Source organism: Micromonospora sp. CP22 (assembly GCF_009712475.1).
Classification (GTDB): Bacteria; Actinomycetota; Actinomycetes; order Mycobacteriales; family Micromonosporaceae; genus Micromonospora.
This window is the reverse complement of the sequence record NZ_VCJO01000006.1, coordinates 1-19475: the sequence shown is the minus strand read 5'-3', so window position 1 is coordinate 19475 and position 19475 is coordinate 1. Positions and strand designations below refer to the sequence as shown.

Below are 19475 nucleotides of genomic sequence, written 5' to 3'. Positions count from 1 at the left end.
GAACGGTTTCGATGAAGATTGTCTACCTGCATCAGTACTTCCGGACTCCGCAGATGTCTGGCGGAACCCGCTCCTTCGAGTTCGCCCGGCGGCTGGTGGCCCGCGGACACGAGGTTCACGTCGTCACCAGCGACACCGAGCCAGGCGACGCGCCGCTCGGCTCGTGGCGAGTCTCCACCGAGGTGGGGGCCACTGTGCACTGGGCCGCGGTGCCCTATCGAGGGGCCATGTCGTATCCCGACCGGATCCGGGCGTTCTTCCGCTTCGCCCGGGTAGCGGCCACCAGGGCCGCGTCCCTGCCGCAGGACGTCGTCTTCGCCACCAGCACCCCACTGACGATCGCGATCCCGGGCGCTTACTCCGCTCGGCGGCGTCGGGTTCCGATGGTGCTCGAGGTACGGGACGTGTGGCCGGAGGTCCCGGTGGCGCTCGGCGCCCTGCGCACGCCCGCCTCCCGGTGGGCCGCCCACCGATTGGAACGGTGGGCCTACCACAGGGCGAGGCACATCATCGCGCTGTCGCCGGGGATGGCCGAGAGCATCGAACGGCGCTTCCCCGGCCTTCCCGTCACCGTGATCCCGAACGGCTGCGACCGGTCCCTCTTCGCCGACGCGGACCGGTTCGGCACCCGCCTGCGGGCCGCGACGCCCTGGCTCGGCGACCGACACCTGGTGCTTTACGCTGGCGCGCTCGGTTACCTCAACCGGGTCGAGTATGTAGTGCGGATGGCGGCTGCGGCGTGGGCCGACAAGCCGGACATCCGTTTCGCGATCATCGGGCAGGGCCCCGAACGGGAACATGTCCGCTCGCTGGCGGAACAGCTAGGCGTACTGGGCCGGAACCTCTTCCTACTTGATCCGCTACCGAAGTCCGAGATGGCCTCCTACTTCGGTGCCTGCGACCTGGCCATCTCCACGGTTCGTGACATACCTGAGTTGCACGCCAACTCGGCGAACAAGGTCTTCGACGGGTTGGCCGCCGGACGACCGGTCGCGGTGAACCACGAGGGCTGGATCGCCGACCTGATCCGCGAGAACGACTGCGGGGTGGTCCTACCGGCTGGGGACCCCGCGCTTGCCGCCCGCTTGGTCGCGGGCTTCCTGCACGACTCCGAGCGCACGGCCAGGGCACGACGGGCCGCACAGCGGCTCGCGCAGACCCGCTTCGACCGTGATGTGCTCTTCGATCAGTTCGAGCAGATCCTGCTCGACACCGCACGTCCGGTGCTTCCCGCCACCCGCCGGCCCGAGAGTGCGGCGACCCCCGCCAAAGGCCGTTGAGCGTGGGTAAGACAACCACCCCCACCGCCTCGCCCAAGTTCGGCCGGCCGTAGGCATTTCCGCCCAGGGCCGCCTGCCGCTACCGGGACGACGGCTGCGCAGCCGCAGGTGGGCGCTGCCGCGCTGATCCGGCGGAAGGCGCTGACCCTACCTACGCTGTCGAATCAGACAGTCAGCCACAAAAATGTGAAAGCCGGGGCAAACCTCCCCCGGTCCGCTAAGCAGGTAGGGGACGTACGTGGCCCCTGACCTGCCGTGGGTCACGTCGGCTACGGACGGGACAGGGAGATTCCATATGCCGCCGGAAGCACAGCGCGACCAGCCAATGCAAGCAACGACCGCGGGGCGAGCGCGGGCGCATCGCCGTACCGCAACCTTCCTGGTCACCGACGTACTCGCCTGGATCGGCGGGTTCGCCGTCGCCGGGTGGGCCCGGTACGAACTCGACCTCACCACCGGTCAGGTGCTCGCCGCCGCCGGACTCGGCGCCGTCGCCGCCGGGCTGCATGTCGGAATCGGAGTGCTCCGCCGCATCTACTACGGCCGTCATCCGCTGGGCAGTGTGGAGGAGGTACGGGGTCTGGCTGGCACCACGGCCAGCACCGCCGTCATCGCACTGATCGCCCTCCTCGCATTCGCCGACCGGCCGGTCCCGGCCAGCACACCACTGGTCGGCGGAGCGCTGGCGTTGCTGTCGATGCTGAGCTTGCGGCTACTCCACCGCCACCGGCGCGACCGCGCCATGCGCCCGAACGTCCGTTCGGCCGCGCCCGTCCTGCTGTTCGGCCTGGGTGAGGCGGGGCAAGGGCTGATCCGGGCGATGCTCAGCGACCCGAAGGGCCGCTACCTGCCCGTCGGGGCGCTCGATGACGACCCAGACAAGCGGGACCTGCGCATCGCCGGCGTCCGGGTGCTGGGCGGCCGACATGACGTGTCCACCGCGATCCGCCGCACCGGTGCCACCGCCCTGATCTTCTCGGTGGCCAACGCAGAGGCGACACTGATCCGTCAGATCCGCGAGGCGACCCTGAACGCGGGCGCCTCGTTCAAGGTCCTCCCACCCGTTCGGGAGTTGGTGGACCACCGCATCACCGTCCGGGACGTACGCGATGTCCAGATCAGTGACCTACTCGGTCGACGCCAGGTCGTCTGCGACCTCACCCTCGACGACAACGTGCTCACCGGTCGGCGGGTCCTGGTCACCGGCGCGGGCGGCTCGATCGGCTCGGAGTTGTGCCGCCAGATCATGCGGGCCAACCCCGGTGAGCTGATGATGCTGGACCGCGACGAGTCGGCCTTGCACGGCCTTCAGATGTCGCTCACCGGTCGGGCACTGTTGGACGGCCCCGAGCTGATCCTCGCCGACCTACGCGACGACGAAGGTGTTCGACGGATCATGCGGCAACGCCGCCCTGAGATCGTCTTTCATGCTGCGGCCCTCAAGCACCTGACGCTGCTGGAGCGTTACCCGGGTGAGGCGGTCAAGACCAATGTCTGGGGCACCCTCACCGTGCTGGACGCCTGCCGGGACGTGGCCCGGTTCGTGAACATCTCCACCGACAAGGCCGCCGACCCGATCAGCGTGCTGGGCTACTCGAAGCGGATCACCGAGATGTTGACCGCGCACACGGCGGCGAACTACCCGGGCACCTTCCTCAGCGTCCGGTTCGGCAACGTGTTGAGCAGTCGCGGCTCGGTCGTGACCGCCTTCCAACGACAGATCGAGTCGGGGCAGCCGCTGACCGTCACCCACCCTGACGTGACCCGGTATCTGATGACGGTGCAGGAGGCCGTCCACCTGGTCCTTCAGGCAGCGAACATCGGTCGCGACGGCGAAGCCCTGGTGCTGGACATGGGTGAACCGGTGCGCATCGACGACATCGCCCGTCGGATGATCGAGCAGGCCGCCAGCCCCGTCGAGATCGTCTACACCGGTCTGCGACCGGGTGAGAAGCTGCACGAGGACCTGCTGGGTAGCGGCGAGTCCGACCACCGCCCGTTGCATCCGCTGATCTCGCACGTCAAGGTGCCCGTCCTGGACCCTCTTGAGGTCAGCGGACTGGACCCGTTCGACGACCCCGCCAAGATCATCGACCAACTCGCCCGCCTCTGCGGCATGCACCGCAACACAGCGCTCAACCAGAAGGCGGGTATACCGCTCGCCCGCTGACCACGGGCCACGACGCCAGGACGCGCGCGTCGCCACCGGTGGGCTGCCGTGCGTGTGGCCGAGGTCCAATTCGACCGTGATCGGCTGTTCCGCCGCTTCGAGCACAGGCTGCTTGAAGCGGCGGGCTGCGGGCTCCGCGTCAGCGCCGCGACCACGGAGCACGCCGATGGGCACCGCCGAACGCCGAGTAGCGTCCCGGGCGTCCCCTGACATGAACATGATCGATCTATTGACACCTTTCGCACGCCCCGCGAGGCTCGCGCCCAGTAGTCCTTTCATCCCAAGGGGGCGCGATGAGGCGCACACCGCTGGCGATCGCCGGCGTGTTCACTCTGGTCGGTGCGCTGGTGCTGACCGCACCGGCGAGCGCACGGCCGCCGTCGGACCCGGGCGGTCGCGACGGTCTGGAGGTGTACGTCGGCACGGTCGACCCGGCACAGTTGCACCAGTTGCGGGAGGCCGGTGTCGATATCGGGCACGGCGCGAAGCCGGACCGGGCGGGCCGGACTGAGATCGAGACGGTGCTGAGTCGGGGGCAGGCGGACCGGCTGGCGCGCAAGGGCGTCAACCTCAAGGTCAAGAAGGTACGCGGTAAGGATGCCTCGCAGGTGCTGCGGGAGCAGACCGCAGCGGGTTGGCGGGCCTTCCGGTCGTACAGCGAGCCGGGCGGCATCCGCGACGAGATCAACGCGACGGCGGCCCGTTATCCGAAGCTGACCAAGGTGGAGACCATCGGTCGGACCCACCAGGGCAAGCCGATCCTCGCGATCAAGGTCACCAAGAACGCGAAGACCACGAAGGACGGTAAGCGACCGGCGGTGCTCTACGGGGGTTCCCAGCACGCCCGGGAGTGGATCACGCCGGAGATGACCCGTCGGCTGATGCACCACGTGCTGACCCGGTACGGCTCCGACCGGGAGATCACCCGGCTGGTGGACACCACCGAGCTGTGGTTCATTCCGGTGCTCAACCCCGACGGCTACGACCACACCTTCACGCCCGGCAACCGGCTGTGGCGCAAGAACCTGCGCGACAACGACGGCGACGGCCAGATCACCGGCGTCGACGGCGTCGACCTGAACCGCAACTTCAGCTACAAGTGGGGCTACGACAACGAGGGTTCCTCGCCGAACCCGACCAGCGAGACCTACCGGGGCCCGAGCCCCAACTCCGAGCCGGAGACGAAGGCGCTGGACGCGCTGTTCAAGCGGATCAAGTTCACGTTCTTCGTCAACTACCACTCGGCGGCGCAGTTGCTGCTCTACGGGGTCGGTTGGCAGGTGGCCACGCCCACCCCGGACGACGTGATCTACGAGGCGTTGGCCGGTGACGACGCCAACCCGGCGATTCCCGGGTACGACCCGGACATCTCCGCCGAGTTGTACACCACCAACGGTGACACCGACAGCCACGCCACGGTGCGCTACGGCACGTTGGGCTTCACCCCGGAGATGTCGACCTGCCAGACGGCCGCCGCCTCGGATCCGGACGACCAGTGGCGTCCGGAGGACTGCGTCAGCATCTTCACCTTCCCGGACGACGAGAGGTTGATCGCCGCGGAGGTGGCGAAGAACATCCCGTTCGCGCTGGCGGTGGCGAAGTCGGCGCAGCAGCCGGACGATCCGGTGTCGGTGGTCGGGCGCAGCACGCCGGACTTCGTGGTGGACGCCTTCGACGTGTCGTACGGCCGGACCCAGCAGGTCGCGGCGATCACCCGGCGGTCGTTGAAGAACGTGAAGCTGAACTGGACGGTCAACGGGGGCAAGGCGAAGTCCGCCACGGTCCGCGAGTGGCGCGGTGGTGAACGCTACGGCGACACCCACAACGACTACTACGCCGAACTGCGCGGCACGGTCACCGGTACCCGCCCGGGTGACCGGGTGCAGGTGTGGTTCACCGCGAACAAGCCGGGTCGGGGCAAGATCAGCAGCGAGCGGTTCACCTACCGGGTGCATCACGACATCGGCGGGGACGTGCTGGTGCTGGCGGTGGAGGACGTGACGGGTCTGAGCCCGACCCAGGACACCACCACCGCGAGGTACGCCGACGAGATCGCCGCCTCGTTGAAGGCGGCCGGGCGCAGCAGCGACGTCTACGACTTCGACGTGATGGGGCGTACCGCCCCGCACCACCTGGGTGTGCTGTCGCACTACCAGGCGGTGGTCTGGGAGACCGGCGACGACATCATCCTGCGCTCCGAGGGGCAGGTGCCGGGCACTGCGGCGAAGGCCGCGATCGATATCGAGCTGTCCGTCCGGGACTACCTCAACGAGGGCGGCAAGCTGCTGGTCAGCGGCAAGTACGCGCTCTACGCCCAGGCGTCCGACGGTCTGTACGGCTACCAGCCGGACGCGCCGCCGGAGTGTACGGACGCCGCCGACCCGACCTGTCTGCCGTTGCTGAACGACTTCCAGCAGTACTGGCTGGGTGCGTACACCTATGTCAGCGACGGCGGCACCTCGCCGGAGGGGCAGCCGTACCCGGTCCGGGGCGACGCCGGGGCGTTCGCCGGCTTCTCCGGGGCGCTCAACGCCGAGGGCTCGGCGGGCAACCAGGACCACTCGGCGTCGTTCCTGACCACGTCGGGGTTCCTGCCGCCGGAGCAGTTCCCGCAGTTCGCCAGTTCCGCTCCGGTGGGTTGGGAGCGGCCGGGTGGGGCGCCGTTCGATCCTCGTACGGGTGGTTGGTACGCGTTCAGCGGTCAGTCCGACGAGTCCTACAAGCGGCTGTCCCGGACGGTGGACCTGACCGGGGCGAGCAGCGGCGAGTTGCGCTTCTACACCTCGTTCGACATCGAGACGGACTGGGACTTCATGTTCGTCGAGGCTCGTGAGGTCGGCACCGACGACTGGACCACGCTGCCGGACGCCGGGGGTCTGACCACTCAGCAGACCGGGAACAGCTGCACCTCCGGTTGGGTGCAGCAGATCCACCCGTTCCTCGCCCACTACCAGGGTGCGGACTGCTCGCCGACCGGCAGCACCGGGCAGTGGCACGCGGCGACCGGCAGTTCCAACGGGTGGAAGGAGTTCGTGGCCGACCTGTCCGGGTACGCGGGCCGGCAGGTGGAGGTGTCGATCACCTACGCCACCGACTGGGCCACCCAGAACCTCGGCTTGTTCGTCGACGACACGCGGGTCGTGGTGGACGGGGTCACCGTCGCCGAGACGTCGTTCGAGACGGACTTCGGGGGTTGGACGGTGGCCGGTCCGCCGCCCGGGTCCGCTCCGGGGGCCAACGACTGGTCGCGGAGCCAGCAGGCGTTCGAGGAGGGTTCCGTGGTGGTCACCTCGGACACCGTCTACCTGGGCTTCGGGCTGGAGGGGTTGGCTCCGGCGGCGCGCGACGAGCTGGTCGCCCGGTCGCTGACCCATCTGACGGGCCGACCGCGCCGGTAGCGCGGCGCGACGGGCGCGCCGACGGTTTCCCGCCGTCGGCGCGCCTTGCCGCGTACCGGCGGGTAGCTGCGCCGGGTTGTGATGAGCTGGGGGTATGGACCGGATTCGGCTCGGGTTGGTGCTCCATCCCACCCGGGACGTGTCGCCGGTGGTGGACACCATCGCCGCCTGGGCCGCGCGGCACGAGGTGACCCTGACGGTGCGGGCGCAGGACCGGCAGCGGGTACCCGAGTCGGTTCGCCCGGTGCCGCAGGAGCAGCTGGCCGCCGGGTCGGACGTGCTGGTCAGCATCGGCGGGGACGGCACGATGCTGGGCGCGTTGCGGGCGGCCGTCAATGATCCGAAGCCGGTGCTCGGCATCCATCTGGGCAGGTTGGGTTTCCTGGTGGAGGTGGAGCCGCCGGAGCTGCCGGCGGCGCTGGACCGGCTGCTGGCCGGCGCGTACACCGTCGAGTCGCACAGCTGCCTGGCCTGCGACGTGTGCGGCGACGACGTGGTCGCCTTCAACGACATCGCGCTGGTCCGCCGCCCGGGTCAGAGTTTCGTCAACGCGACCCTGGCGGTCGACGGGCAGCGGTACGGCTACTACCGCTGTGACGCGCTGGTGGTGAGCACTCCGTCCGGGTCGACCGCCTACAGTTACGCTGCGGGCGGGCCGTTGGTCTCCCCGGCGACGCAGGCGGTCGTGCTCACGCCGAGCGCGCCGATGTCGGGCATCTCCCGGTCGGTGGTGCTCTCCGGCGAGGAGAAGGTGCACCTGGAGTTGCGTCCCGGGTCCGGGCCGGTCGCCGTGGAGGCGGACGGTCTGGTCATCCGGGACGGGTCGACGGAGGGTACGGTGCACATCCGCTACCGCCCCGACGCGGGTCTGGTGGTCCGCCTCGACCCGCGCCGCTACCAGCAACGCAGCCAGCTCAAGCTGAGCCTGCTCGACCTGCCGTTGTTGCCGGAGCAGCTCCGCGAGTTGCTTCCCGAGAATCTACGCCGACAGTTCGATCGCCGCGAACTGCCACCACCGCGTTAGGGCCGGACGCGCCGCGGTCAGCCCAGCCGCGCGGTCACCGCGGCGACCACCTGTTCGTACTGCGGCACCAGGTAGAAGTGGTCGCCGGGGAACGTGGTGGACGTGAAACCGCCGATGGTCAGTTCCGCCCAGGCGTTCACCGTCGTCTCCGTGCAGGTCGGGTCGTCGGTGCCCAGGTAGCCGACGATCGGGGCGTGCACCTTGGCCGGTTCGCGTGGCAGGTAGCGGTAGAGCATTCGCAGGTCCGCCCGGAGGGCGGGCATGATCAGCTCGCGCAGTTTGGCTGACCGCAGCATGGCCGGGTCCACCTCGCCGAGGGCGCCGATGCGGTTGAGCAGGTATTCGTCGTCGGCCAGGTCCGGGTCGAGTTCGACCTGGGAGATGTGTGGCGCGCTGTGGCCGGAGACGAAGAGCACGCCCGGGGTGAATCCGTAGCGGGACTCCAGCCGCAGCGTCACCTCGTACGCCACCGAGGCGCCCATGCTGTGTCCGAAGAACGCGAGTGGCCGGTCCAGGTAGGGCACGAGCACGTCGCTGATCTGGTCGGCGAGGACGTCCATCCGGTCCACGCACGGTTCCAGCAGCCGGTCCTGCCGCCCGGGGTAGCAGACCGCCAGCAGGTCGGTGGCGTCCGGCAGCAGCCGCGCCCACGGCTGGTACACGTTGGCGTTCCCTCCGGCGTGCGGGAAGCAGACCAACCGCAGGTCGGACTGCTCGGTCCGGCGGAAGGTCCGTAGCCACCGGCCGGGCGACTCGGCCCCGTTCATCTCGACCTCTCTCCTCGGCCGCCACCGGCACCCGGTGCGTGTCCGTCGCGGACGCGTCCGGGTGACCGGTCGGCGGGCCGTTGCGCAGTCAGTTCGACATGGCGACCAGGATCCGGCGGTCCCCGGTGTAGGGACGCCGGCCGTGGGCCACCAGCACGTTGTCGATCAACAGCAGGTCACCGACCCGCCAGTCCACGTCGATCGCGGCCTCCAGGCCACGGTCCCGGACCTGGAGGACGTACTCGTCGGGGATCGGGCTGCCGTCGGCGAAGGTGACCGACTGCGGCAGTTCGTCCGGCGTCATCATCTGGGTCATGACCTTGGCGACCTCGTCGTCCAGGGCCGCCGGGTGCCACTGGTCGCTCTGGTTGAACCACACCTCGACGCCGGTCACCGGGTGTCGGGTGGTGGCCGGGCGCACGTGGCTGATCCGCAGGCCGTCGGCGGTCCACTCCCAGGTCGCCCCGGTCTCGGCGAGGAACCCTTCGACCTCCGCGCGGTCCTCCGTCTCGAAGGTCTGCTGCCAACTCTTGCCCAGCCCCATGCCGTCGTGGAGGTTCTGCTGGTATCGCACGCCACCGGCGAAGGCGGCCTGGACCTCCGGGTCCAGGGACTCCAGCCACAGTCGGGCGTCGACGACCGGGGTGGCCCCGCCGGTCTCCGCGGCGATCTGGCAGTAGAAGAGCAGCCGGGACGGCCAGTGTGCGGCGTACGACAGCTCGTTGTGCATGGAGATGGTGTACTGCGCGGGGTATTCGGTCGAGGTGTAGACGTTGCGACCGACCTTGGTGCGGGGCGAGTTGCCGTGCACGTAGGCGAGTCGGTTGGGCAGCAGCAGATCCATCACCTGGTCCAGGGCGCCCGGCTCGACGCCGAACCCACGGAACACCAGCGCCCCCTTGTCGGTGAGCAGCTCCGTGAGGTCCAGCTCCCGCAGGTGGTCGACCAGCCCGTCGACGGTGGCAGCGCTTCCGGCGCTGCTGGGTGTGATCTCGTACGGCTGCCAGGTGCCGCGCTCACTCATCGAAACGCCTCCTACGGGGTGCAGTTCGGTCCGCTGCCGCCAGTCTGTGGGCGGGACCCATATTTCCTCGATATCGGCTGCGGGCGGCCCGGCGTCGGTGCGCCGGGGTCGACCGCTACCGCGCGGTCGGCAGCCGCTGCGCGGCGGCCCGCTCGGTGTCGCCCGGCCCGACCCCGGCCCGCTCGGCTTCGATCCGCTCGTCCTCGGCCCGCTCGGCTTCGATCTGCTCGGCCTCGGCCCGCTCGGCCTCGGCGGCGGCACGGGTGCCGAAGGCCAGCACCGCGAACACCGCGATCACCAGCATCGTCGCGCCCACCACCGTCAACGCCACCTCGATGCCGGCCCGGTCGAGCAGCAGGCCGGCGAGCAGCGCCCCGGCGGAGTTGGCGCCCGAGGCGAGCAGTGTGAAGATCGAGCCGGCCCGGCCGCGCATCTCGTCGGGGGCGGTCTTGAGCAGGTAGAGCATGCCGGCCACGTTGCCGATCCCGGCGCCATAGTTGATCAACGCGAGGAGCACGCCGACCACGAACAGGCTGGGCGCCACCACCAGCAGCGGCATCAGCACCGCCCAGGCCACGTTGATGCCGATCATCATCCGGCGGATGCCCCAGCGGCGCAGGTAGGCGTTGCTGGTCATCGCGCCCACCATGCCGAAGACGCTGTTGGCCACCAGCAGCAGGCCCACCGTGGAGGGCTCCCCGCCGCGCTCCTTGACCAGCACCACCAGACCGAGCCCGAGGATCTGGAAGAGAATGTTGCTGGCCGCGAAGAGACACAGCGCCCGACGCAGGTACACCTGCCCCCAGACGAAGTCGAAGCCCTCCTTGATCTGGGCGAGCAGCCGCGACGGTGTGTCGCTGCGGGCACGCGGCGCGCGGAGGTCCCGCCGCAGGAACAGCAGGGTCACCAGCGAGATCACGTGCGTCGCGGTGGCGAACAGGAACGGCGCGAACCGGGCGACCGAGTAGAGGACGGTGCCGGTCGGCTGGCCGAGAATGCTGGCGGCATGGGCCCGTGACTCGTTGGCCGCTGTCGCGGCGCCCAACTCGTCGCGCGGCACCACGCTGCACACCGCCGCCCGTTCCGCCAGGGCGTAGCAGATGCCGAGGGTGGTCTCGACGAAGGCGACCACCATCAGGTGCGGCAACCACACCGCGTCGAGCAGGACCGCCACCGCCACGCTGCCCAGCGCCACGATCCGGCCGGTGGCGCAGACCAGCATCGTGGTCCGCCGGTTCCACCGGTCCACCAACGCACCGGCCGGCAGCTGGGCGACCAGGTTCGGCAGCAGCGCGGCGAACGTGACGAGGCTCGCCGCGGTGGCCGACCCGGTCGACCAGAAGACCAACAGGGTGTAGCCGATGGAGGTGGCCCGGGCACCGAGCGCGGAGAAGCCGGAGCCGACCCAGAGCAACAGGAAGTCGCGGTTGCCGGTCAGACCCGTCCGGCGGCGGGCGGGCGCGCCCGCCGCCTTGGCCGCGCTCATCACGTCGTACCGCGCGGTGCGGGTCGGCACCAGTCGAGCACCGCCATCGCGCTGTACAGCTTGTTCTCCGCCTGGGTGAAGGCGATGCTCGCCGGGCCGTCGAGCACCTCCGCGGTGACCTCCTCACCCCGGTGCGCCGGCAGGTCGTGCAGGAACACCGCGTTCGGGCTGCGCCGCCAGAGTTCCTGCTCGACCCGGAACGGGGCGAAGGTCCGACGCCAGTGCGGGTCCGGCTTGTTGGTGCCCGTGGTCTGCCAGCGGGTGGTGTAGATGGCGTCGAGGTCGCCGGGAAGGTCGGTCATGTGGTGCCGCTCGACGATGCTCGCCCCGCTGATCGCGGCCTGCCGGGTGGCGTCGGCCAGGATCTGCTCGGGCAGGCCGTACCCGGGTGGGGTCCGCAGTTCCAGCTCCACCCCCGGGATGCGGGTGAGCGCGAGGGCCAACGCGGTCGCGGTGTTGTTGGCCTCCCCCACGTAGAGCAGCCGAAGCCCCTCGATCCGGCCGAACTGCCGCAGCAGCGTGGTCAGATCCGTCATCGCCTGGGTGGGATGTTCCTCGGCGCTCATCGCGTTGATCACCGACATCCGGTCCTGGGCCGCCCAGGCGCGCATCTCGGCCGGATCACCGGCGGTACGCGCCACCAGCACGTCGAGCATGCCGGACAGCACCCGACCGGTGTCCTCGCTGGTCTCCCCGGTGTTCGTCTGGAGATCATGCGGTCCGTACTGGATCACCGACGCGCCGAGCCGCAACGCCGCGCTGGTGAAGGCGGTCCGGGTCCTGGTCGAGGTCTTCATGAAGTACGCCCCGACCACCTGTCCGGCCAGTGGGCCGCCGCGTTCTCCGGCGGCGAACGCCGCTCCCCGGGCGACGATGGAGTACAGGTCCTCGTCGGTGAGGTCCCGGATCGACAGCAGGTGCCGTACCGGTCGGGTCGGCGGGTTGTCGACGAGTGCGGTGGCGGGGCTGAACACGGCCGTCATCACTGCTCCTCCGTACGCGCGGTGTCCGACAGCAGCCGCGACATCACGCCGTCGCCTGCGTCGCCGTTGGTCAGCAGCACCAGCCCGGATCCGTCGGGGACGCGCCCGGTCACGAGCGCCCGGTAACCGGAGGTGCGGCCCCGGTGGGTGAACTCCACCCGGGTACCGGTCGGTCCGTCGACGTGGTCCACCATCCAGCCGAGCCCGAAGACGCCGCCCGGGCCGGTGGTCAGCTGCGCGGCCGTCGTCTCCCGACTGAACAGGGACGCAGCGCCCCGGTACCCGAGATGGATGCTCCTGACCAGCTGGGCCAGGTCGGTGGCGGTGGTCCAGAGCCCGGCGGCGGCCGGGTCGGCCCGCACCTGCCAGCCTCCCGGCAGCGGTGCGCCCCGTTCGTCGTGTCCGACGGCCACCGGCCGACCGGACGTCTCCGGGAAGTGCTGGTCGAAGCTGCTGCCGGTCATGCCGAGGGGTTCGAATACCACCTCGGCCATCAGGTCGGCGAAGGGCGTCGCGGTGACGTCCTCCATCACCTGCTGCACCACGACGAAGTGGCTGTTGCGTTCCACCGCCACCGCGTCGGGCGCGTCGAGCAGCCCGACCGGGTCGGTGGGTACGCCCCGGCCGTGCAGCAGGTCCGCCAGGGTCGGCACCGCACCGTCGCGGGGGTGTCCGCTGCTGCCGGTGGAGGTCAGCCCCGCGACGTGGCTGAGCAGTTGCCGCAGGCTCACCGCCCGGCCGGCGGGTAGCTGCCAGGACTTGAGGTACGCGTTCACGTCCGTGTCGAGCTGGAGGGCTCCCCGCTCCACCAGGACCAGCACACCCATCGCGGCCACCACCTTGCTGACCGAACCCACCTGGAAGACGGTCTCCGGTGTCACCGGGCTGTCGTCGCCCGCCGCGCGCTGCCCGATCCCCCTGACCTCGGCCAGTTCACCGTCGACCAGCAGGGCCAGCGAAGCGCCCGGCACCCGCTCCTCGGCGAGCAGCGGCTCGATCCGTGGCACCGTCACCGCCGTGGCACCGGCGCGTACCGCCGGGGTGAGCAGGTCGGCGAGGTCGGCGAGTGGGAGGTCCACCATGGCCTGTCGGAGGGTCAGCGGGAGACCGGCCTGCCGTGCGGCGGTGACCACCGGCACCACCAGCAGGGAGTGCCCGCCGAGGGCGAAGAACCGGTCCTGCCGACCGATGCTGTGCACACCCAGCACCTCGGCCCAGATGCCGGCGAGGGTGGTCTCGGTCGGCCCCTGTGGCGGGTCGGTTCGGGTCTCCGCCCGCAGCGGAACGGCCGCGAGCGCCCGCAGGTCGATCTTGCCGTTGGGGTTGAGCGGGATGGCGTCGACCGGCACGAAGGCCGCCGGGATCAGGGCGGCGGGCAGCCGCCGGGCACAGTGCTCGGCCAGGTCGTCGGCGTCGCCCACGTGGTACGCGACGAGTTGGTTGCCGCCGCCGGGTGCCGGTCGGGCGGTCACCGCCGCGTCCCGCACCGCCGGATGGTCGAGGAGCACCGCGCGGATCTCCCCCGGCTCCACCCGGTGTCCACGGATCTTCACCTGGTCGTCGACCCGACCGAGCAGGTCGAGTTCCCCGGTGGGCAACCAGCGTCCCCGGTCGCCGGTGCGGTACAGCCGGGAGCCGGGCGGCCCGTACGGGTCGGGCACGAACCGGTCGGCGGTGAGTTCCGGCTGGCCGGCGTACCCTCGGGCCAGCCCCGGCCCGCCGAGGTGGACCTGGCCGACCGCGCCGACCGGCACCGGTTGCAGCCGCTCGTCCAGCACGTAGGTGCGCATCCGGCCCAACGGCCGCCCGATCGGTGCCACGTCCCGAGTGAGCGCGGCGGTGACCGGGTGGCGGCTGACCGCCACCGTCGCCTCGGTCGGGCCGTACTCGTTGAGCAGCACCGATCCTGGGGCGAGCGCCTGCCAGCGGGCGCAGGTCCGCCGGGTGAGCGGCTCGCCACCGAGCACCAGCAGCGGGCTCAGCGCCGCCGCCTGCTCGGGAGTCAACTGCCCGGCGAGCAGGTCGAGATGGCTCGGGGTCAACTTGACGAAGCTGAACGGACCCGCCTCGGCCAGTCGTGGGCCCAGTTCGTCCAGCCCGGCGTCGGCGGGCAGCAGCCACAGTCGCTGCCCGGCGACCAGCGGTGCCCAGATGCTGGTCACCACCATGTCGAAGGCCACCGAAGAGAACAGTGGCGCGCCGCCCGGCCGGTCGTGCACGAGTTCACGAACCGCCCAGTCCAGGTAGCCGGCGAGGCTGCCGTGGCTGATCTGCACACCGTTGGGTCGTCCGGTCGACCCGGAGGTGAAGATCACGTATGCGAGTTGGTCCGGGTCGATCCGGCCGGGCGGTCGCTCCTGGGGGCGGGCGGCGATGGTGTCGGCTTCGACGTCCAGCAGGACGCGGTCCACGGTGGCGCATCGGTCGGCGTGGTCGGTGCTGGTCACCACGACGGTGACGCCCGCGTCGGCCAGCATGGACGCGACCCGGGCCGCCGGGTACGAGGGGTCGATCGGCAGGTACGCCCCGCCCGCCTTCCAGATGCCGAGCAACGTCGAGACGAGGTCCACGCCCCGGCTGAGCAGCACCCCGACCACCTGGTCCGGGCCGACACCCCGGTCCCGCAGATGCCAGGCGATCCGGTTCGCCGCCGCGTCGAGGGCCGCGTAGCTGTACCCGTCCACCGCCTCGGCGTCACCCGAGGTGGCGACGCGTCGCTCGACGAGGTCGGGCACCAGGCCGGGCTGCGTCGAGCGGTCCTCGTCGGCCGCCTCGGCCCATCCGACCAGCACGTCGTGTCGTTCGCCCTCGGGCAGGCGCACCACGGTCGGGTCGGCGTCCGGGTCGGCCACCATGGCCTCCAGGACGAGCCGGTACCGGGCAGCCAGCCGGTCGACCTCCGCGCGGTCCAGGTGGTCGCTGTCGCTGCTCAGCTGCAACTGCCCGGGTACCGCGGCGACGGCCAGGGCGAACTCCGAGCTGGCGGCGGCGTATCCGGCGTCGGTCGACACCCGCTGGCCGATCACCTCGTCGAAGTCGAGGTAGCTGAAGTAGACGTCGACCAGGCGGGTGCCGGGCACCGCCGGCCGGATCGCCGGGGCCGGGAAGTGCCGGTGTGACCACATCCGCACCTCCCGGGCGTGCACCCGACGCACCAGATCGGTCCAGCTGGTGGCGTCGCGGTCGTGCGGGAACGGCAACGTGTTCAGCGACATGGCGTAGACGCGGTCGCTGCCGACCATGTCCGGTCGGGTGTGACAGACCAGGCCGCTGTAGAACCGGGGTTCGTCGGTGAGCTGGCTGAGCACGGTCAGGTGCGCCGCGTGCAGCACCGCCTTGAGGGAGACCCGGGCGTCGGCGGCCAGCTTGCGCAGTCCCGGCTCCAGGTCGGCGAACGGCACCCGCACGGTGTGCGCGGTCGGTGTCGGCGACGGGGTCTGCGGTCGCCACGCGGTGGGCAGGGTGAACTTGGCGTGCCCGTCCACCAACTGCTGCCAGAACTGTCGATCCGTCGCCGATGCCAGGGCACGCAGTTCCGCGGCGACGAAGTCGGCGAAGCGTACCCGGGGCAACGGCTCCGGCTCGGCGTCGTTGCCGGCCCGCAGCGACCGGTACCGGTCGAGGATCTCCGCCACCAGTGCGTGCAGGCTCCACCCTTCGACGATCACGTGGCAGATCGTCAACATCAGCCGCCAACTGCGGTCGGTCTCCTGGCATGCGGTGAACCGCAGCAGCGGCGGCCGGTCGGGCTCGAACGGCGACGCGTACTCCACGGCGACCAGTCGACGCAGCTCCGCCTCGCGTTCGTCGGCGGTCATCTCGCGCAGGTCACGCAGGACGACCGGCACCCGCACCGCGTCGTGGACCAGCTGCATCGGCACCGAGTAGCCGGTGGGGTCGACCGAGGAGCGCAGCACCTCGTGCCGGTTGACCACCAGGCCCACCGCCTGACGCAACACCGGTAGGTCCACCGGGTCGTCCTCGGTGACCAGGAAGGAGACGACGTTGTGGTAGTGCTGCCAGCCGTTGTCGGCCAGCATCTCCAGCAGCATCCCGAGCTGCACCTGGGACAGCGGGTACGCGTCGGTGAGGCGATCCGGCAGCAGGGCGCGGTCCGCCGCGCTCACCAGTTCGAACGGTCGTACCGGTTCGACGCGGGTCGGTGCGGTGCGTTCGACCAGCGCGGCGCAGAGCTGGGCGACGGTCTGTAGGTCGACGATGTCCGCGACGGAGACGTCGAGGCCGTCCTCCCGCAGCGCGCTGGCCAGCACCAGTGCCTTGATCGAGTGGCCACCCAGCTCGAAGAAGCCGTCCTTGACGCCCACCACCGAGCGACCGAGCACCCGGGCCCAGATCTCGGCGACCCGGGCCTCCAGGTCGGTGCGGGGGGCGACCGGGGTGCGCCCGTCGCCGTGGCTGTCGTCCGTCGGCGCGGGCAGCGCCCGCCGGTCCAGCTTGCCGCTGTTGTTGCGGGGCAGCTGCTCCAACGTCACGAAGGTCGACGGGATCATGTACTCCGGCAGGCTGCGGGACAGCCCGGCACGCAGCTCGCCGACGGTCGGGCCCGACTCGGCCGCGGCCACCAGGTAGCCGACCAGTCGCGCGTCACCCGGGGTGTCCTCGCGGAGGATGACCGCCGCCTCGGCGACCTGCGGCAGCGCGGCCAGCGCCGACTCCACCTCGCCCAGCTCGATCCGGTAGCCGCGCAGCTTCACCTGGTCGTCCAGCCGCCCGAGGAACTCGACGCTGCCGTCGGGCAGTCGGATCCCCTGGTCACCGGTGCGGTACATGCGGGTACCGGCGGGGCCGTAGGGGTCGGGCAGGAACCGCTCGGCGGTCAGCGCCGGTTGGTTCAGGTATCCCCGGGTCACCCCGTGCCCCGCCAGGTGGATCTCGCCGGGCACGCCGAGCGGCGCCGGTTGTCCGTACCGGTCGAGCACGTAGATCCGTAGGCCGGGCAGCGGACGGCCGATCCGGCTACCGACACCGGGGGCCAGGTCGGCCCGGGTGACGCGGTGATAGGTGGAGTAGACCGTGGTCTCGGTGATGCCGTACATGTTGATCAGGGCGACCCGGGCCAGCCCGAGCCGGTCGACCCACGGCGTGAGTTCGGCGAAGTCGAGGCGCTCACCGGCCAGCACCACCGCGCGCAACGCGAGCCGGCGCAGTCGTGGGTCGCCGTCGGCGGCCAGCCTGACCAGACCACGGAACGCCGTCGGGGTCTGGGCGAGGAGGGTCACGTCCTGCTCGACCAGCAGGTCGAGCAGGTCCTCCGGCGACCGGCTCACCGCCCGGGGCACCACCACGAGTCGGCTACCGTGCAGCAGCGCGCCCCACAGCTCCCACACCGAGACGTCGAAGGCGTACGAGTGGAACAGCGCGACCACGTCGGTCTCGTCGGTGGCGAAGTGCTCCTGGGTGCTGGCGAGCAGCCGCAGCACGTTGGCGTGGCTGACGCAGACACCCTTCGGGCGGCCGGTCGACCCGGAGGTGTAGATGACGTAGAGCGCGTCGTCGGCGTCGTTGACCGGCACCGGGTCGGTCTCCGGTCGGCCGTCGAGGTCGGTGCGGTCGAGCAGCACCAGCGTCCCGCCGTATCCGTCCAACGTGTCGGCGTGGTCACTGTTGGTGACCACCACCTGGGCACCCGCGTCGGCCAGCAGGTACGCGGTCCGCTCGGCGGGCTGCGCCGGGTCCAGCGGCAGGTACGCCGCCCCGGCCTTGATCACACCGAGCAGCGCGGGGACGAGGTCCACGCTCCGGTCGAGGCGGACGCCGACCACCGTTCCCCGACCGGCACCGGCCGCCCGTAGGTGGTGGGCCAGCCGGTTCGATTGCGCGTTGACCTGCGCGTACGTCAGTCGGGTCGGGCCGGCGACCACCGCGACCGCTTCGGGCGCGGCGGCCACCCGGGCCTGGAACGCCTCGACGACGGTGCCGGTCGCTTGCTCCTCGATGCCGGAGTCGACCACCGCGAGCAGCCGTTCCCGCTCGCCACCGGGGAGGCAGACCGCCTGCGCGTCGGCGTCCGGGTCGGCGAGCATCGCGGTCAACACCGCCCGGTACATGCCGGCGATCCGCTCCAGGTTGGCCCGGGAGAGCACGTCGCTGCGGCTGGAGAGCTGGTACGCGCTCCGGTGTGCGAAGACCGACAACTCGAACTCGGTGGCACCGTCACCGGCGCTGCCGACGACGACCGGCTCGGTGCCCGTCGCGGTCACGCCCGCCGTGGCCCGGGAGAAGTCCTGGTAGTTGAACATCACCCGCAGCAGGCGCTCCCCGCTGCCGCGCTGGATCTCCGCCAGCGGGTAGCGCCGGTGCGGCCAGAGTTCGACCTCCCGGTCGAAGACGGCGGTGACCAGGTCGCGCCAGGTCCGGGCGGTGCGGTCGTAGCCGAACGGCAGGGTGTTGAGGTACATGCCGTGCACCCGCTCGGCACCGAGCATCTCCGGCCGGGCGTCGCAGACCAGCCCGGCGTGGAAGCTCTCCTCGGTGGTGAGTTGGCTGAGCACCTTCAGGTGCGCGGCGTGCAGCACCGCCTTGACCGAGACGCCCGATTCGGACGCCAGCCGGGCGACGGCCTCGTCCAGGTCGCTGATGTCGACGCTGGTCGAGATGGCCGTCGGCGCGCCGACGTCACCCCATCCGGTGGGCAGGGCGAACGGGGCGTGTTCCTCGATCGTCGTACGCCAGTAGTCCCGGTCCTCGTCGGAGGCGAGCGAGGACAGTTCGGCGGCGATGAAGTCGGCGTAGCGGACCGGCGGCGCCTCGGTCTCGGTCGGCTGCCGTCCGTCGGCCAGCTCGGCGTAGGCGGCGAGCAGCTCGGCGAGCAGTTGGGCGGTGCTCCAACCCTCGGTCACGGCGTGACAGATGGTGAAGGTCAGCCACCAGCTCTCCGGGCCGTCCTGGTGCGCGGCGACCCGCAGCAGCGGTGCCGTGGCCAGGTCGAAGCGGTTGGCCCGCTCGGCGGCGACGAACTCCTCGAAGAGGCGCACCTGCTCGCCCGGTGGGACGTCTCGGCCGTCGACCACCGTCACCTGTGCGGTGGCCTCGGCGTGCACGAGTTGCATCGGCACCGAGTAGCCGGTCAGGTCGAACGAGGTACGCAGGATCTCGTGCCGGGCGATGACCGTGGCGACGGCGGCGCGCAACGCGTCGGCCGAGAACGGCCGCCCGTCGCGGACCTGGTGGGCGATGACGCTGTGGTAGGCCGCGCGGTCGCCGCTGGTGGCCAGCTCGACCAGCATGCCGAGTTGGGTCTGCGACGCCGGGTAGGCGTCGGTGAGTCCGGCGGGCAGCAACACCCGATCCGCCTCACCCACCAACGCGAACGGCACCACCGG

9 protein-coding genes are annotated in these 19475 nt (G+C 70.9%); 4 read left to right on the top strand and 5 right to left on the bottom strand.

The genetic code is table 11. From position 1 onward, the window contains the following. Nucleotides 1–11: 11 nt before the first annotated feature. The 4 genes from FF096_RS12775 (at nt 12) to FF096_RS12760 (ending at nt 7872) form a co-directional block, all read left to right on the top strand. Entirely contained in the window at nt 12–1280 is a 1269-nt protein-coding gene (locus FF096_RS12775; RefSeq protein WP_155217775.1) for a glycosyltransferase family 4 protein, read from the top strand. A gap of 325 nt (nt 1281–1605) precedes the next feature. Next, complete coding sequence (locus tag FF096_RS12770) at nt 1606–3450, top strand: nucleoside-diphosphate sugar epimerase/dehydratase (protein WP_230462570.1); 1845 nt, start codon at nt 1606–1608, stop codon at nt 3448–3450. A gap of 293 nt (nt 3451–3743) precedes the next feature. Continuing rightward, nucleotides 3744–6848: a M14 family metallopeptidase gene (locus tag FF096_RS12765; RefSeq protein ID WP_155217771.1), complete on the top strand. Its 3105-nt coding sequence runs from the start codon at nt 3744–3746 to the stop codon at nt 6846–6848. A 94-nt stretch (nt 6849–6942) separates the two neighbouring features. After that, complete coding sequence (locus FF096_RS12760) at nt 6943–7872, top strand: NAD(+)/NADH kinase (protein WP_155217769.1); 930 nt, start codon at nt 6943–6945, stop codon at nt 7870–7872. A 17-nt stretch (nt 7873–7889) separates the two neighbouring features. On the opposite strand, the gene FF096_RS12755 is transcribed toward FF096_RS12760, so the two are convergent. The 5 genes from FF096_RS12755 to FF096_RS12735 form a co-directional block, all read right to left on the bottom strand. After that, nucleotides 7890–8639 carry a thioesterase II family protein gene (locus FF096_RS12755; RefSeq protein WP_155217767.1) on the bottom strand — a complete coding sequence of 250 codons (750 nt, stop codon included), beginning with the start codon at nt 8637–8639 and terminating at the stop codon, nt 7890–7892. An 88-nt stretch (nt 8640–8727) separates the two neighbouring features. Further along, nucleotides 8728–9663, bottom strand: a complete 936-nt coding sequence (locus FF096_RS12750; RefSeq protein ID WP_155217765.1) for a TauD/TfdA family dioxygenase — start codon at nt 9661–9663, stop codon at nt 8728–8730. A 115-nt stretch (nt 9664–9778) separates the two neighbouring features. Continuing rightward, nucleotides 9779–11179 (bottom strand): MFS transporter, encoded by a 1401-nt coding sequence (locus FF096_RS12745; protein ID WP_155217763.1) that lies wholly within the window; start codon nt 11177–11179, stop codon nt 9779–9781. Beyond that, nucleotides 11149–12132: an ornithine carbamoyltransferase gene (locus FF096_RS12740; RefSeq protein ID WP_155217761.1), complete on the bottom strand. Its 984-nt coding sequence runs from the start codon at nt 12130–12132 to the stop codon at nt 11149–11151. Before FF096_RS12740 ends, FF096_RS12745 begins: the two co-directional genes overlap by 31 nt. Next, on the bottom strand, nt 12132–19454 hold the full coding sequence (locus FF096_RS12735) for a non-ribosomal peptide synthetase (RefSeq protein ID WP_309223192.1): 7323 nt from the start codon (nt 19452–19454) through the stop codon (nt 12132–12134). The genes FF096_RS12740 and FF096_RS12735 overlap by 1 nt, the downstream gene beginning before the upstream one ends. Nucleotides 19455–19475: the final 21 nt, after the last annotated feature.